Here is a 13,741-nt window from a genome sequence, read left to right on the forward strand (position 1 = left end):
GCAATCCATGAACTTGGCTTTTCTATTTCCCGGTCAAGGGGCGCAAAAAGTCGGTATGGGCAAATCGCTGGCCGACAATTTCGCCAGCGCGCGAGAGACCTTCGAACAAGCCGATCAGGCCTTGGGAGAGCCGCTGTCTCGGCTATGCTTCGAGGGGCCGGAAGACGCTCTGCGCCTGACCGCCAACACCCAGCCCGCCATCCTGACCGTTTCGGTGGCGGCTTGGCGCGTGCTAACCGATGAACTGGGGTTGCGCCCGACCTTAGCCGCCGGCCACAGCCTGGGCGAATACAGCGCACTGGTTGCGGTGGGCGCGCTGCGCTTTGAACAAGCGGTAAGGGCGGTGCGCCGGCGCGGAGCGCTGATGCAGGCGGCTTGCCCGCCCGGTCTGGGTGCGATGGCAGCGCTCATAGGACTGGAGCCGGCTGCGGTTGAGGAAGTGTGCGCACAAGCTACCGAAGGTGCGGAGTTCGTCGCCCCGGCCAACTTCAATGCTCCCGGTCAGATCGTGGTCGCGGGTTACGCCGCCGCGGTGAACCGCGCATTGGAGTTGGCTAAGGCACGGGGAAGCAAGCTGTCGGTGATGCTCAACGTCAGCGCTCCCTTTCATTGCTCCTTGATGCGGCCGGCGCGCGAAGGAATGGCGCCGGTGCTGGCCGAATTACAAGTGGGGGAGTTGACAGCAGGGGTGGTTGCCAACGTCGATGGCCGAATCAACCGCGACCCAAATCGAGTCGTTCCCTTGTTGCTGGAGCAGATAACCGCACCGGTGCGCTGGGACCAATCGATGCAAACGATGGCGCAGGCAGGCATCGAACAGGCGATCGAAATCGGGCCGGGTCGTGTGCTGAGTGGCCTGATGCGTCGGATCAACCGGCAATTGCCCGTTCATTCGATGGAAGAAGCGGCGTCGTTGCCTGGCTTGCGTTCCGCCTTGGCGCAGGTTTAAGCGCAGTGTAACTGGCTCAGGCCAAGCGCGGTACGCAATAACCGGACGGAGCACAATGCCTTGCTTGGCCCTATATAAGTCCCTATGCTGGCGGTTTGCGTTCGCCCGGCAAGCGCCGCGCCGCCCGGTTAAGCCCGTGGCTCCGTGGGAGCGTAAATTCAAGGGGCGATTGACCCCGGCGCCAACCGTGCCGTGGCAGGAGGAAGAGGTATAAGATGGCCGCAGACGTCGAGAGCAGGGTCCGCGAGATCATCAGCGAGCAGCTTGGCGTAGCCGCCAACGAGGTGACCCCGGAAGCCTCTTTTATCGAGGATCTGGGGGCCGACTCTTTGGATATCGTCGAGTTGGTGATGGCGTTGGAGGAGGAGTACGGAATGGAGATCTCGGATGAGGATGCCGAGAAGATCCGTACCGTCAAAGACGTGGTTGATTATATTCAGGCGCACAAGAGCTAGGTCGGGTCCGATCGGCGGGCTCTGGGCCAACCAGCCCGGCCCCGCGCCTGTTTTCATCCGGTCAGCGTTACACTGCCAGAGGCGACGCGTGAGGCGTTCCGCTGGCGGTGGACGCTTCGCATATCAACTCCAGTCCTGATCCCGTTATGCGTTGCCCGTTCTGTCGCCATGGTAACAATCGGGTAATCGATTCGCGGGTTTCCAGCGAGGGTAGCACGATTCGGCGCCGCCGCGTGTGCGCCGCCTGCCGGCGGCGCTTTACGACGTACGAGCGAGTGGAAGAGATCGCGCCGATGGTGATCAAAAAAGACGGCCGGCGCGAGCCGTTCGACCGGCAAAAGTTAATCGCCGGGCTCAAAAAAGCCTGCGAGAAACGGCCGGTCTCGATGGAAGAGATTGAGCAGTTGGCCGACCGCATCGAGGCTGCAGTGTTGGAACTGGGCGGCAAGGAAGTACCCAGTTCCTTTGTGGGCGGTGCGGTGATGAACGAGCTGCACGAGCTGGACCAGGTCGCATATGTGCGCTTTGCTTCGGTCTACCGTTCTTTCAAGGATATCGGCGAGTTCATGCATGAACTCGAAGAGCTAATAAGCCATCGCCAGCAGGCCGGCCCGCCAGTGGCGGGCAAGGGCAAAAGTGGCGGCAGTTCCGCCTGAGCTTGGCGATGGATTCTCCCGCGGCCGGTCCGGATGAGTATTTCATGGACCAGGCGCTGGCCTTGGCCGCCGGTGTCCTCGGTCGCACTTCACCCAATCCCGCGGTGGGCTGCGTGATCGTCAAGCAAGGGCGGGTGGTAGCAAAAGGCGCCACCGCCGCCGGTGGCCGGCCGCACGCCGAGACTCAGGCTTTGCAGATCGCGGGCCGCCGTGCCCGGGGAGCGGTTGCCTACGTCACTCTGGAGCCATGCGCTCATATCGGACAAACGCCCCCCTGTGCCCAGGCCCTGATCGACGCCGGAGTCGGGCGGGTGGTAGTAGGTTGCATCGATCCCTATCCCGCAGTGCGTGGGCGCGGAGTCCGCCGCTTGCGCGCGGCCGGAATTGAAGTGGTCCTGGGGGTCCGTCAAGCGGAATGCCGGCGGCTCAACGAGGGCTTTATCTGGCGCGTCAGCAAGGGGCGCCCCTTTGTGCTGCTCAAGTTGGCGCTGACCCTCGATGGGCGGATCGCGATTCCCGGCCGGCGTTGGCTGAGCGGGGCGCCGGCGCGCGCGCTGGTCCATCGATGGCGTAACGAATACGACGTCGTGATGGTCGGAGCCGGCACGGTGATCGCCGACGATCCGCGTCTTACTTGTAGAATGACACGAGGGCGCGACCCGGTGCGGATTGTGGTTGACGCTCATCTGCGCGTTCCAGCCCAAGCCCGCCTGTTTCATCTAAGGTCTCAGGCGCCCTCCTTGCTAGCTACGCTGAGCGCGCATGACGCCCAAGCGCGCGGACGTTATCGTGCCGAGATACTCGCGCTGCCAGCCAATCGGGCCGGACTGGTCGATTTGAACGCCTTGATGACAGTACTGGCCGAGCGTGGATGGTCCAAGGTAATGATCGAAGGCGGAGCTCAGTTGGCTGGGGCCGCCTTGGCTGCGAGGGTAGTCGATCGCCTGGCCTTTTTCATCACCCCACGAATCGCAGGCGCAGGCTTGCCGGCGGTAAGCCCGATTGACAATCGGGCGAGTGGAATCGCGGTGCGCGAACTGGCCGCGCGCGCGATGGGCCAGGATTGGCTGCTGGAAGGCCGTCCGCATTTCGCCGCCCAAGTGGAGAGATGATGAGCGGCCGGCGCCAAGCGTGCTGGTCTGATGGCGTGGGTGATGGTACCATTTCCAACGGATTATTCATGACGCTGCAAGACAGTCTCAAACGTCTGGCCGCGGGCCAGATGGTGATTTTGGTTGGCCCCCTGGGCGAGGCCGATCTGGTGGCAGCGGCTGAAACCATCACCCCCGAGCTGGTCAACTTCATGGTTACCCACGCGCGCGGGATCGTCGCGGCGGCGCTACCAGAAGACCGTCTGCGCGAGCTAGGCATCCCGCTGCTGTCGGGCCGCCGCGGTGATTTGCGCGAAACGCCGGCGGTGGGAGCTTCAGTGGAGGCCCGCCACGGTGTCAGTACCGGCATCTCCGCTTCCGATCGGGCGTTGACTCTGCGGGCACTGGCTTCGCCCACCAGCCGGCCGCAGGATTTCATGATGCCCGGTCATGTGCCGCCACTGGCCAGCGTCAGCGGCGGCGTGATGGTGCGAGCTGGCCGCGCCGAAGCGGCCGTGGACCTGATGCGGCTGGCGGGGAAGAGGCCGTGCGCGGCGCTGTGCGAAATCCTTACCGAGCAGGGTGAGGCCGCGCGCGGCGCCGAGCTTGAGCAGTTTGCCGCCCATCATCGCCTGCCGGTGTGTACGGTGGAGAGCCTGGTCGCCTACCGACGTACCCATGAAGTGCTGGTTCGGCGTGTCTCGGAAGTTGATTTTGCCTTGCCGATGGGCAAGATGCGTGCCCTGGTCTATCGCAATATCGCCGACGCTCACGAGCATTTGACGCTGCTTCACGGCCGGATCCAGCCCAATCGTCCCACGCTGGTGCGGATTCACTCCGAATGCTTGACCGGCGATGTGTTCGGTTCGCGCCGCTGCGATTGCGGCGAGCAGCTCCAAGAATCGCTCGCGCGGATCTGTCAGAGCCCGGCCGGAATCCTCATCTATCTCCACCAGGAAGGGCGCGGAATTGGGCTGGGCAATAAGATTCGCGCTTACGCTTTGCAGGACCGCGGCCTGGATACGGTGGAAGCCAACCTGGAGCTAGGCTTCAAGGAGGATATGCGCGAATATGGAATTGGCGCCCAGATCCTGCGCGATCTGCAGGTCGGGCATGTCATGCTCCTGACCAATAACCCAGACAAGGTCGAGGGTTTGCGTGGCCACGGGCTGGAAGTCACCCGGGTGGCGCTGGAAGCGCCGGCGCATTCGCTCAATATCCAGTATCTGCGCACCAAACAACTCAAACTGGGACATCTGTTCTCCGATCTTAAGGTGAACTCGCGCTGAGCGCGATTTACAGCTAAGGCATCGATTTACCGCTAGGGCATCTGGGACGCCGCTTTTTGGGACTAGGTTATGGGACTGAGACGGGCAGGCCGCGAGCTGGCGCTCAAGGCGCTTTACCGCATGGATATCGTAGGCGACCGCTCGCTGCGTGAAGCCCAGGAGCTGATCGCCCAGGTTCCTGCTGATCAGCGCGCCCGCCTGTTCGCTATGGAGCTGGTCGGCGGAGTGCTCGCCGAGATGGACTACCTCGACCAGCTTTTGACTCAGGTCGTCACCAACTGGTCGCTTACCCGCCTGTCCAGAATCGATCACAACATCCTGCGCCTGGCCGGTTTCGAGCTCCTGCGCCGGGCTGATATTCCTGCGCGTGCCACCATGGACGAGGCGGTGGAGCTGGCCAAGCGCTACGGCGACCATGGCTCCAGCCAGTTCGTCAACGGTGTCATCGACGTGATGGCTGAGCGGATGGGCGTTAAACACAAAGGCGATGACAATCTTGCTGCGCTCAAGGACTGAATCGGGGCAGGGGACAGTGCCGGGGTGCCGAGAGCCTGACGGACAGTAAGAGCTGGGTTACGCGATGGCCGCGGAAAATGCATTAGCCTGCCTACATCAGCTCGAAGCCGGCAAGCAGATGCTGCCAGCAGCAATTTTGATCACGGGTCCCGAGCTATTTCTCAAGGAATATGTCCTGGAATGCTGCTGTGCGGCGTTGCGTGGCGAAGCCGCCGAGCTGCGCCGATTTCATATCGGCAACACGGCGGATCTGGGTCCGCTGCTGGAGGCAGTTGCCGCACCCAGCTTGTTTTCATCGGCTACAACCGCGGTGGCTCGAGTCCTTCGCACGCGCCGGGTCAGGGCTGATGGCAGCGAGGAGGGCGAGGAACCGGACGGGGGAGGGCGTGGCGGTAGCGATGATAGTCCGCTGATCGAAGCGATTGAAAGCGTGCGGCTGCCCTCGCGCCTGGTTTTGCTTTACGAGCGCGACAGCGTACCGGCCAAAGTAGGGCGTGCGCTCGAAGCTGGCGGCTTGACCATCGTGTGCAATCGCCCCTTTGACAGCCAGCTCGTCCAATACGCCGGCCTGTTCGCCCGTAGGCTGGGAGTGACACTGAGTTCGGCTGCGCTTGAGCTGATAGTGCTCAAGTACGGCGCTAACCTGCTGGAAATGCACAATGCACTGGCCTTGGCCGCGCTGGTCAAGACTATCCAACCACCCGAGCAGTTTGTGCGTACCCTGGACGCTGACTCCCGCCTGGGCGGCGAACTTTTCGCGCTATCCCAGAGCCTTGCCGGCCAATACCCACAGCTTGCCTTTGCGCTCTTGGACGGGGCTCTCGAGCTGGGACGCAATGCCAACGAACTACTGGCGGTGGAGATCATTCCTGCCCTGCGCCGGATGGTGACGGCAGCCCACTTAGCAGAGCAGCGTCGCTCGCCGCTCGATCTGGCGGTCGCGCTTAAACTACCTCCGCGCAGCCCGATGGTCGGGGTCGCGATGGACGCAGCCAAGCGTTTTGGCAAAAACCATCTCAACGCGGTCTATCAGGCTGCGGTAGAATTGGATCGCACCATGAAGGACGGCACCATCCGCGACCGCGAGGCCGCCCTCTCGGGGCTGCTATTGGCTCTGCTCACCCAGGATGGAACACAGCGCCGCGCGAGCAGCGGTTGAGTGGCGCAAGCGGGCAGGGGAGGGGTGGTTTAGCTGGGGGCCGAGGCCTTAGCCGCTTGGCGCGACAGACGGGCGATTTTACGGGAGACGGTGTTGCGATGCATTACGCCTTTGCTGGCCGCTTTACCCAACTCTTTTACGGCGCTTCGCAAGGGGGTTGGGTCAGTGCTCACCGTTCCGCTCTTGATCGCTTCGGTGACCCGCTTGATCGCGGTGTGAACCTGCGCCTTGATCGCACGATTGCGCAACCGGCGCTTGAGGTTCTGACGATGGCGTTTAATCGCTGATGGATGAACGGGTACGTGTGGCATAACCGGGCTGAAAACTACCAAGTATTAGGAATGTAGTCAACGCCTCTAAGCTTCGACCCCGGACGGCGCGTGCGGCCAAAAGGCAACATTCGTGGCGTTACTGCAACGTAGGAAGTTGGGAGCCCGCCGAACTATTGGCCAGGGACATTGGATGCGTACACGACTTGCGTCGTAAGCTGGGGGCCAGAGCTATCCGGGAAGATCCAGCCACAAATGGTCGGTTGCGCAGCAAAAAGCATCAAAATGGTAAAAATAGCAACAAGGATTTGATGCTTCAGAAGCTGAGCCGCCAACCAAGCTCGAAGATTCTTACCCGTGCTTTTATCAGCCATTTTGCCAACCTCGCCACGCGCTCTGGTGGTGACTGGAGCATTTAGCGTGCCAGCTAGTTGCGTCCTCTCGGTGGTCAGTGCGTATGGGTGGTCAAATTGAGACGCTCGTAACCGAGGGGTCGCGCAAGGCTAACGGCCTTTGGCGCGTCTCCAGGCGGCGTCGATTTCCTGCGGTGTCAGATCGCTTAGGGTACGGCCACTGGCTTGGATTTCGTTTTCCAGCGCGGTGAAGCGCCCCACGAACTTATCGCAGGCCTGCCGCAGGACATCCTCCGCGCTGGCATCCACAAAACGCGGGGCATTGGCCAGCGCTAGCAGCGCATCACCCAGCTCCAGCGCCGCAGCGGCCTGCTGGCCGCGATCTAGGGCCTCTTCGACCTCGGCCAACTCCTCGCGAACCTTGCCCAATACGGCGCGAAGGTCAGCCCAGTCCATCCCGGCGGCGCGAGCGCGTGCACCCAGTTTCTCGGCACGCAGCAAGGCCGGGAGCGCGCGGGGAATCAAGTCGAGGGTGGCGGGAGCGGCCGCCACGCGCCGTTCCTGCCGCTTTATCTCCTCCCAGCGCTGCGCGACCTCTTGCGCGTCGCGCGCGGGCGCATTGGCAAAGACATGGGGATGACGGCGGATCAGTTTGTCAGCGCCTTGGCGAATGATTCGGGTCAAATCGAAGACGCCGCTTTCAGCCGCGATAGTTGCATGCAACACAATCTGCAACAGCAGATCGCCCAACTCGTCGGCCAAGCCGGATCGATCGCCCATTTCAATCGCGGCCACCGCCTCGTAGGCTTCCTCAAGCAGATAGCGCCTCAGTGAATCCGCTGTCTGAACGCGGTCCCAGGGGCAGGAACGGCGCAATTCTCGTACAATACCGACGAATCGCATGAACTGTTGCGCTAAGGCCACGTCGTCGTCGGAATCCACCATGACCGCCAGTCTAGCAGGGAGAGCCCGGACCCCGAAGTAATGGGCGACGAGAGTTTGACAGATAGCTTTAGCCGGAGTTTAAAGGAAGGCAAAAGGATGAAAGGTTTCAGACCGGGCGCGATGCCGCGGGAAACCAAATAGCTCGGTAAACCTATCGGGAGATGGATGATGGCGGGAGAATACCCTCAGTGTAGGAAGGCGCGACCAGGCAAAGGGCCTCTCGCCCTAGGTGCCGTCTTGCTAATCGGCTTTGTAATAAGTGCGGGATGGTCGGGCATGGCCGATGCTCAAAGCAAGGCGCACTTCAACTTTGCCAAGGTCTTCGGCACCGCCGGCGGCGGTAACGTCGCGCCCTGCCGGGTGATCTCGGATCCCTACCCCGAATTCAACACCATCGGGATGGACACCAAAAACGGCTTAGTCGCGATCAGCGATACCAATATGAAAAGCCTGCTGGTCTATCGCATCAACGAGGCCAGCAACAGTACTCACGCCACGCGTGCGATAGCGCAGATCAAGGGGCCCGCCACCTACCTGTCCTACGCCACCGGGGTAGCGCTGGATCCGGTACGCCGAATGATGTGCGTCACGGAGAACGACGTAGGCGACGACGTGGCCTGTTTCCCATATGGCGCCAACGGCGACTACAAGGCCACCGTGCTGGCGGTACCGCATGGCTCTTATGGGCTGGCCTTCAGCCAGCGCCTGCATCAGATGGCGCTTTCGATTGAACACAACGAACAGATCATTTTCTACCGCACGGGAGCCACTGGTGCCGAGTTGCCGCTGCGCTCGATTCGCGGACCGCACACCCAGATGGCCGATCCGCACGGAATCTATTGGGACGACGTCAATCACGAAATCGGCGCAGTCAACCACGGCAACTGGTCGCAAGCCTATTGGGACATCGATTATAACGGCGGCGGCCATTACCAGCCGCCCTCGATTACGATTTTCGCCGACGACGCCAAGGGCGACGTGCCGCCGATTCGGGTCATTCAGGGAAGGCACACCCAGCTCAATTGGCCCTCGGGCATCGCGGTGGACCCGGTCCATAACGAGATTGCGGTGGCCAATACGGCCGGTCACTCGGTCCTCGTCTTCAAGCGGACCGCCAGCGGCGACGCCAAGCCGATCCGGGTGATCCAGGGGCCGCACAGCAAAATCGTCACTCCGATGAGCGTGGCCTTTGACCTGGCGCATAATACCTTGTGGGTCACCAACTTCGGCCACAGTGCCATGGTCTTCGACCGTACGGCGGAGGGCGATGCCGCGCCACTGCGATTTATTCGCAACGCCCCGGCCGGCACACGAACCGCTGGCTTTGGCAATCCCTACACCATCGCCTACGACAGCAAGCGCGATGAACTAATCGTTCCCAATTGAGTAACCGATCCCCGCGTGGGATCGTTTGCCAGGTTGGCAGCGGGAAATGTTGAACCAGTCAGAAGCATTTATGGCACCATCACCAAGCTTACCCGAGTCGCGCATGGCGTGACCTACGACCCCGGCCGCGATGAAATTCTGGGCAGCGAACCGCTGGCCAGTTCGATTGTGGCCTTCAAAGGCGGTTCCAGTGGCCAAGTGCCGCCTATTCGGGTGATCCAGGGTCCCAAGACCCAGCTCCATCAGCCTTGGGGATTGGCGGTCGATGACGTGCATCACGAATTGGTGGTGGGCGATTACGCCAGCAGCAACATCCTGGTCTATCCCTGGGACGCCAACGGCGACGTTGCGCCGATTCGGATAATCGGCGGGCTTAAGACTCGGATGCGCGGCATCTCGGGAGTCGCGGTCGACCCCGAGCGCAATCTGATCATAGCCGTGACCTCGCAAAGTCGCAGTCCTGGCGCCGAAGCCGGCGTCTATGGGGCCACCTTTCACACCGACGTCGAGCCCGGCGGAATTTTTATTTTCGACCGCCTCGCCAACGGCGACGTCCCCCCCAAGGCCTTCATTGGTGGGCCCGACACTGGCATCCTCGGGGCCAAGCAGGTGCAGGTCTGGCACGACCGAATCTTCACTACCGTGAGCAATACGCCCTATACACCGCCCTACGATTTGGCCGGTTATGCGCCGCGTAAGGGATGCACCGGACCGCCGGTGCCAATCCTTACCGTGGGTAATCCTAATGACTTCGTGGGGGTGTGGAAGATCACCGACAACGGCGACGTGCCGCCCGAGTTCGTGATTCATGGGCCCAACACCGGGATGGCTTCGCCGACCGGAATCGCGATAGATCCCCAGGACGGCGAGGTTTTTATCACCGACGGTTCGGTAGGCGGGACCTTCTCCTTCCTGGTTCCTCAGGCCTTTTAGCCAGCGGGGCCGCCTCAACTAGCCCGCATTACGCCCCCCTTTGTGCCATGGGGAAGGGGGGCAGATGCGGGCCGGCTCGGCGAAGGCCAACACGTTTATCAATAGAACGCCAGAGCGGCCGCCGTCATGGCGCCACTTTAGTGTAAGATAGATTGTTCCACGATTGCTGGGCCTTCACGAAGGCCTCGGGGGAGATGCTGACGTCGCCGCGAAAGGGCCAATCCAGCGCGATAATCAACACAATCACCAGCGCCAGCGATGCCGCCACCGAGGCGGTCATCACCAGGTGCATGCGAAAATCATGGAAGCCAAATAAGTAGGTATAGGCGGTGGTAAGCGCGCCGCTCAGCACGATGATCCACCAGATAACCGGCGGTATATGGCCGCTGACCGCGGTCAGGCGGCTGGAGCGTGCGCGGTACAGCTCATTGAGCGTGCGCAACAGTTCGGCCTGGATTACGGCTTCGCCCAGATTGGCCGGTTGCAGCTTGACGATCGCAACTTGTACTTTGCGCAGTGGCTCCCAGCCCTGCTCGGGTGTCTGCCCAGCCTCCTGCTCGGGCCACTCCTGTTCGACCACGATTTTGACGTAATCGTCGATGTCCTGGCGGATGGCGCTACCCATGTCATTCGGCAATCCCTGGGTATCGCGGTAGATGCTTCCTGCGTAGTCCGCCTCGCGGTCGACGATCACACCAGCCTCGGTGAAGGATTCCCAGGTCGCAATCGCAATGAAGGCGAGCAACACGGCGTAGGTCACACTAATCACGGCGATCGCGAAGCCGGCTAGCTCGTTATGGGCGCGTCGAACCTCGACCTTTACCAAGCGGTCGAACAGCCATAGTCCGCCGCAGGCTGCGCCCACGAAAAGTCCGACCACGATCGGTGCCCATATCCAAGTCGGGTTGTTGTAAATCCAATCGACAATCATTCCTGGTCTGCCACCGCCGCCTTAATCTTACTCGCGACGAAGAAAATTACCCGCGCTTGTAATAGCACCGCGGCAGACTACACCGAAAGGGCGCCGACGCCGCGGAGCGTTTCGCCGAGCCAGCCCGAGCTTCAGCCACATTTAATGTGATACTTTAATTGCCTGCGCGATCGTATTGGGCCAAGCACCAACCGAGCCTTGGATTGTGACTGCGATACCAGGTTGATGGGAGCAAGTATGAACAGGACACTTGGAATAGTCGAGGTGCTAGCCTGCGCCGGGGTAGCGCTGCTGCTTGCGCTGGAGGCTAGTCGCTGGTGGATGTTGAAGTGGCGGCGCATCAGCGAGGCGGTTGAGCTGCTGCGATCTAGCAATGCGAGCCTTAAGTCGCTGTCCGCAGGGTAGCAGCGGCGGGACCAGGCGGTGGCCCTGCAGGTTGTGTAGGAAAGTCGATAATTAAGTGGCGATTTTGTTGCTGTTGACAGTCACGGTACCCTGCGCTAATATAGTTACATGCTGAGCTTTGATGAATTCGACCGCCAGTTCCCGACCGATGAAGCGTGCAAGGCGTACATCGTAGCGAAGCGCTGGCCCAACGGCGTGCGCTGCCCTCGCTGTGGACACAGCTTCGGGAATCGCGTTTATGCGCTCAAAAAGCCGTTCACTTGGACCTGCTGCAATGTCGAATGCGGCGGGCGTAAAGGGTATCGCTTCTCGGTGACTAGCGGAACAATCTTCCAGGACACAAAGGTCTCCCTAAGAATTTGGTTTAAGATCGGCTATCTGATGCTGACTGCCAAGAAAGGTATCAGCTCCCTACAAGTCCGCCGTGTCATTTTCGGCGAGGATTCCGGTACGGACTGGCGGACCGCCTGGTATATCTGCCATCGCTGGCGCTGCGCCATGCGCGGAGATGCCTTTCCGCTCGAAGGCGAAGTAGAGGCCGACGAAACCTTTATCGGCGGCAAGGATGCAAACCGCCACTGGGATAAGAAAAGCGCTCAGCGTCGCAAGGCCGATCCGCGCGGGCCACTGGACGAGAAGATCGGCTACGGTAAGGTCGAAGTGCTCGGAGCCATCCAGCGTAAGGGTAACGTCGTGGCCAAGGTCGTGGGCGGCATGGATGCACCTACGCTCGCATCGTTCGTCCGCCAAACTGTCAGCGATGACGTAACCCTGCTTGCGACCGACGAAAACCCGGCATATCGCTATGTAAGCCGTAAGCTGAGCGCTCGGCATGAAGTTGTCCAGCACGGTCGCAGCGAATACGTGCGCGGGAACGTCCACACCAACAACATCGAGAACTTTTGGTCGCTTCTGAAGCGAGGGGTGGTTGGAACCTTCCATAACGTCAGCAAGGACTATCTGCCGCTCTACCTCAACGAGTTTTCCTTCCGCCACAACAACCGACAAAACCCCGACGCCTTCGGGGAGATGGTAACGACGTGCAGTCACTAGCGGGGGCCCCGTGGCCGGTCTAAAATACCGGCATGACCACAAAGCGATCCAAGCCGCCAAAGCCGATCAGCGAGAAGCAGCGGGCCGAAGACGAAAAGCTCCGGGAGAAGCTGCGCCACGCCGACCTTAAGGTCTTCGATAAGGCGTTGGAGAAAGCGATCCATAGCACCATCACAAAACGCATATCTTAGGAATCTCGGGCGCCGCGTCTGGCCATCTCCGTGATCTCCTTCAGCTCTCCTTTTTTCAGGCTTAACAACAGCATCCGATTATTTCGGTCCATGCTCTGAATTGCGCGGTCCTTCGGAACATCCGGGCCGCCCGCGCGTTCGCGCCTAAAGTGGCGCGCAGCGGCTCCGACGAGCAGATCCGCCATTTGGAGAGGGACGTCCTTGGCCTTATCGCCGAAGCCCATTTCGCCAAGAACGCCGTCGCTGTCGATCTCTTTGACAATCCTGTAGTAAATGTCCGCGGCGAAGCCTTCTGAGCCTTTTTTGGCGGTCGAACAGAAATTCAATCGGGCGTGGTAAAGCTGGCCCCGTAAAAGTGCGGCTCCACTTCACCAATCCTTCTAGGCAAAAATAACTGCAACAGTGATACATATTTCGGAATTCGGCCTGTAGCGACGGCAAAAGCTCGCTCTCATAATCCTCACGAAACACGCCATATGCGATGCCGAGAGTAGCGTGCTCGCCAATAACTGTGGTTAGCCTCTCCATAAAGCGATCACGTTCGGGTGTGGGCCAATCCCAAGGGGGCTGGCGTGCCATGAAATCGGTATAGTGAAACACCTCTAGGGAACGTTCATTCTTGTCGCGCTTAGTCGCTAAGATCCGATTCCACTCAAGCTCTGCCGCCGCCCACGCTTCGTAGGTCGCTAGCAGGCCGCCGACTACCACGAGATCGGATTCATCATGGGTCCCGCTCTCGTCAAAGAAGGCATTGTGGGGTTTAACAATTAAGGTCATCAATACACGATGTTTCCGGTCCGCAAGCCGGACTAGCACGGCTGCTCCCTGACTGTCGATTGCAACAAAATCGCCAATTAAGTTGACATAATATTTCTTATGCGAAGTCAATCCGAAGCGAAGCCATTCAAGGTCAAAGAAGCCGCAGGTCACCAGCCCGCGGGCCTGGATGAAACCGGACAGTCGGCCCAGCAGCGACATCATCATGCTGAAAATCGTGCCACATGGGACAGCACTAGACCGGAAAGTCCGTCGCCGTAGCCTATCAGCACCTGCACAAACAGCGCCACGGCAGAATAATCCCATTGGCAACGGTGACTGCTGGTATCCAGCGTCTCGAAAGTGGCTAGGCTCAGACGAGGCGAATTGTCCAGGGGTTAGGG

General features: G+C 60.6%; 16 protein-coding genes. 11 read left to right on the forward strand and 5 right to left on the reverse strand.

Going from position 1 to position 13,741, the window contains the following annotated elements:
* Positions 1 to 7: 7 nt before the first annotated feature.
* From fabD to VKV28_07370, 7 genes are all read left to right on the forward strand, one after another.
* Entirely contained in the window at positions 8 to 949 is a 942-nt protein-coding gene (gene fabD / locus VKV28_07340) for an ACP S-malonyltransferase (protein HLH76604.1), read from the forward strand.
* Between the two features lie 215 nt (positions 950 to 1,164).
* The gene (gene acpP / locus VKV28_07345) at positions 1,165 to 1,404 is read left to right on the forward strand and encodes an acyl carrier protein (protein ID HLH76605.1); all 240 of its coding nucleotides are present in this window, start codon (positions 1,165 to 1,167) and stop codon (positions 1,402 to 1,404) included.
* A 107-nt stretch (positions 1,405 to 1,511) separates the two neighbouring features.
* Complete coding sequence (gene nrdR / locus VKV28_07350) at positions 1,512 to 2,060, forward strand: transcriptional regulator NrdR (GenBank protein HLH76606.1); 549 nt, start codon at positions 1,512 to 1,514, stop codon at positions 2,058 to 2,060.
* An 8-nt stretch (positions 2,061 to 2,068) separates the two neighbouring features.
* Positions 2,069 to 3,172 (forward strand): bifunctional diaminohydroxyphosphoribosylaminopyrimidine deaminase/5-amino-6-(5-phosphoribosylamino)uracil reductase RibD, encoded by a 1,104-nt coding sequence (gene ribD, locus VKV28_07355; GenBank protein HLH76607.1) that lies wholly within the window; start codon positions 2,069 to 2,071, stop codon positions 3,170 to 3,172.
* A gap of 68 nt (positions 3,173 to 3,240) precedes the next feature.
* Positions 3,241 to 4,440, forward strand: coding sequence for a GTP cyclohydrolase II (gene ribA, locus VKV28_07360; GenBank protein ID HLH76608.1), 1,200 nt, complete (start codon positions 3,241 to 3,243; stop codon positions 4,438 to 4,440).
* A gap of 69 nt (positions 4,441 to 4,509) precedes the next feature.
* A complete protein-coding gene (gene nusB, locus VKV28_07365; protein ID HLH76609.1) occupies positions 4,510 to 4,956 on the forward strand; it encodes a transcription antitermination factor NusB in 447 nt (148 codons plus the stop codon).
* Positions 4,957 to 5,020: 64 nt separating this feature from the next.
* Entirely contained in the window at positions 5,021 to 6,115 is a 1,095-nt protein-coding gene (locus VKV28_07370) for a hypothetical protein (protein ID HLH76610.1), read from the forward strand.
* A 29-nt stretch (positions 6,116 to 6,144) separates the two neighbouring features.
* Here VKV28_07370 and rpsT read toward each other — a convergent pair whose 3' ends face one another.
* Positions 6,145 to 6,426, reverse strand: a complete 282-nt coding sequence (gene rpsT, locus VKV28_07375; GenBank protein HLH76611.1) for a 30S ribosomal protein S20 — start codon at positions 6,424 to 6,426, stop codon at positions 6,145 to 6,147.
* Between the two features lie 164 nt (positions 6,427 to 6,590).
* On the opposite strand from rpsT, the gene VKV28_07380 reads away from it, so the two are divergent.
* Positions 6,591 to 6,803 (forward strand): hypothetical protein, encoded by a 213-nt coding sequence (locus tag VKV28_07380; GenBank protein ID HLH76612.1) that lies wholly within the window; start codon positions 6,591 to 6,593, stop codon positions 6,801 to 6,803.
* 84 nt (positions 6,804 to 6,887) lie between these two features.
* Here the strand turns inward: VKV28_07380 and mazG are convergent, their stop codons facing one another.
* Positions 6,888 to 7,682, reverse strand: coding sequence for a nucleoside triphosphate pyrophosphohydrolase (gene mazG / locus VKV28_07385; GenBank protein HLH76613.1), 795 nt, complete (start codon positions 7,680 to 7,682; stop codon positions 6,888 to 6,890).
* A gap of 276 nt (positions 7,683 to 7,958) precedes the next feature.
* Here mazG and VKV28_07390 point away from each other — a divergent pair, with 276 nt between their 5' ends.
* Together VKV28_07390 and VKV28_07395 are read left to right on the forward strand one after the other, a co-directional pair.
* Positions 7,959 to 9,068, forward strand: coding sequence for a hypothetical protein (locus tag VKV28_07390; GenBank protein HLH76614.1), 1,110 nt, complete (start codon positions 7,959 to 7,961; stop codon positions 9,066 to 9,068).
* 33 nt (positions 9,069 to 9,101) lie between these two features.
* Complete coding sequence (locus VKV28_07395) at positions 9,102 to 10,001, forward strand: hypothetical protein (protein ID HLH76615.1); 900 nt, start codon at positions 9,102 to 9,104, stop codon at positions 9,999 to 10,001.
* A gap of 124 nt (positions 10,002 to 10,125) precedes the next feature.
* Here VKV28_07395 and VKV28_07400 read toward each other — a convergent pair whose 3' ends face one another.
* Complete coding sequence (locus tag VKV28_07400) at positions 10,126 to 10,932, reverse strand: hypothetical protein (GenBank protein HLH76616.1); 807 nt, start codon at positions 10,930 to 10,932, stop codon at positions 10,126 to 10,128.
* 513 nt (positions 10,933 to 11,445) lie between these two features.
* Between VKV28_07400 and VKV28_07405 the strand changes: the two genes are divergently transcribed.
* Positions 11,446 to 12,390 carry an IS1595 family transposase gene (locus VKV28_07405; GenBank protein HLH76617.1) on the forward strand — a complete coding sequence of 315 codons (945 nt, stop codon included), beginning with the start codon at positions 11,446 to 11,448 and terminating at the stop codon, positions 12,388 to 12,390.
* 187 nt (positions 12,391 to 12,577) lie between these two features.
* Here the strand turns inward: VKV28_07405 and VKV28_07410 are convergent, their stop codons facing one another.
* Both VKV28_07410 and VKV28_07415 read right to left on the reverse strand, forming a co-directional pair.
* Positions 12,578 to 12,805 carry a hypothetical protein gene (locus VKV28_07410; protein ID HLH76618.1) on the reverse strand — a complete coding sequence of 76 codons (228 nt, stop codon included), beginning with the start codon at positions 12,803 to 12,805 and terminating at the stop codon, positions 12,578 to 12,580.
* On the reverse strand, positions 12,789 to 13,565 hold the full coding sequence (locus VKV28_07415) for a hypothetical protein (protein HLH76619.1): 777 nt from the start codon (positions 13,563 to 13,565) through the stop codon (positions 12,789 to 12,791). Before VKV28_07415 ends, VKV28_07410 begins: the two co-directional genes overlap by 17 nt.
* Positions 13,566 to 13,741: the final 176 nt, after the last annotated feature.

The sequence above is a fragment of the Candidatus Binataceae bacterium genome, from assembly GCA_035294265.1.
In the GTDB taxonomy this organism is placed as follows: Bacteria; Desulfobacterota; Binatia; order Binatales; family Binataceae; genus DATGLK01.

What these genes read in the sequence shown, in the direction of transcription:
- acpP (HLH76605.1), top strand. Translation starts at nt 1,165, where the DNA reads ATGGCCGCAGACGTCGAGAGCAGGGTCCGCGAGATCATCAGCGAGCAG.
- VKV28_07400 (HLH76616.1), bottom strand. Translation starts at nt 10,932, where the DNA reads ATGATTGTCGATTGGATTTACAACAACCCGACTTGGATATGGGCACCG.
- VKV28_07410 (HLH76618.1), bottom strand. Translation starts at nt 12,805, where the DNA reads ATGGGCTTCGGCGATAAGGCCAAGGACGTCCCTCTCCAAATGGCGGAT.
- mazG (HLH76613.1), bottom strand. Translation starts at nt 7,682, where the DNA reads ATGGTGGATTCCGACGACGACGTGGCCTTAGCGCAACAGTTCATGCGA.
- ribD (HLH76607.1), top strand. Translation starts at nt 2,069, where the DNA reads ATGGATTCTCCCGCGGCCGGTCCGGATGAGTATTTCATGGACCAGGCG.
- VKV28_07415 (HLH76619.1), bottom strand. Translation starts at nt 13,565, where the DNA reads ATGATGATGTCGCTGCTGGGCCGACTGTCCGGTTTCATCCAGGCCCGC.
- nusB (HLH76609.1), top strand. Translation starts at nt 4,510, where the DNA reads ATGGGACTGAGACGGGCAGGCCGCGAGCTGGCGCTCAAGGCGCTTTAC.
- ribA (HLH76608.1), top strand. Translation starts at nt 3,241, where the DNA reads ATGACGCTGCAAGACAGTCTCAAACGTCTGGCCGCGGGCCAGATGGTG.
- rpsT (HLH76611.1), bottom strand. Translation starts at nt 6,426, where the DNA reads ATGCCACACGTACCCGTTCATCCATCAGCGATTAAACGCCATCGTCAG.
- fabD (HLH76604.1), top strand. Translation starts at nt 8, where the DNA reads ATGAACTTGGCTTTTCTATTTCCCGGTCAAGGGGCGCAAAAAGTCGGT.
- VKV28_07405 (HLH76617.1), top strand. Translation starts at nt 11,446, where the DNA reads ATGCTGAGCTTTGATGAATTCGACCGCCAGTTCCCGACCGATGAAGCG.
- VKV28_07390 (HLH76614.1), top strand. Translation starts at nt 7,959, where the DNA reads ATGGCCGATGCTCAAAGCAAGGCGCACTTCAACTTTGCCAAGGTCTTC.
- VKV28_07370 (HLH76610.1), top strand. Translation starts at nt 5,021, where the DNA reads ATGGCCGCGGAAAATGCATTAGCCTGCCTACATCAGCTCGAAGCCGGC.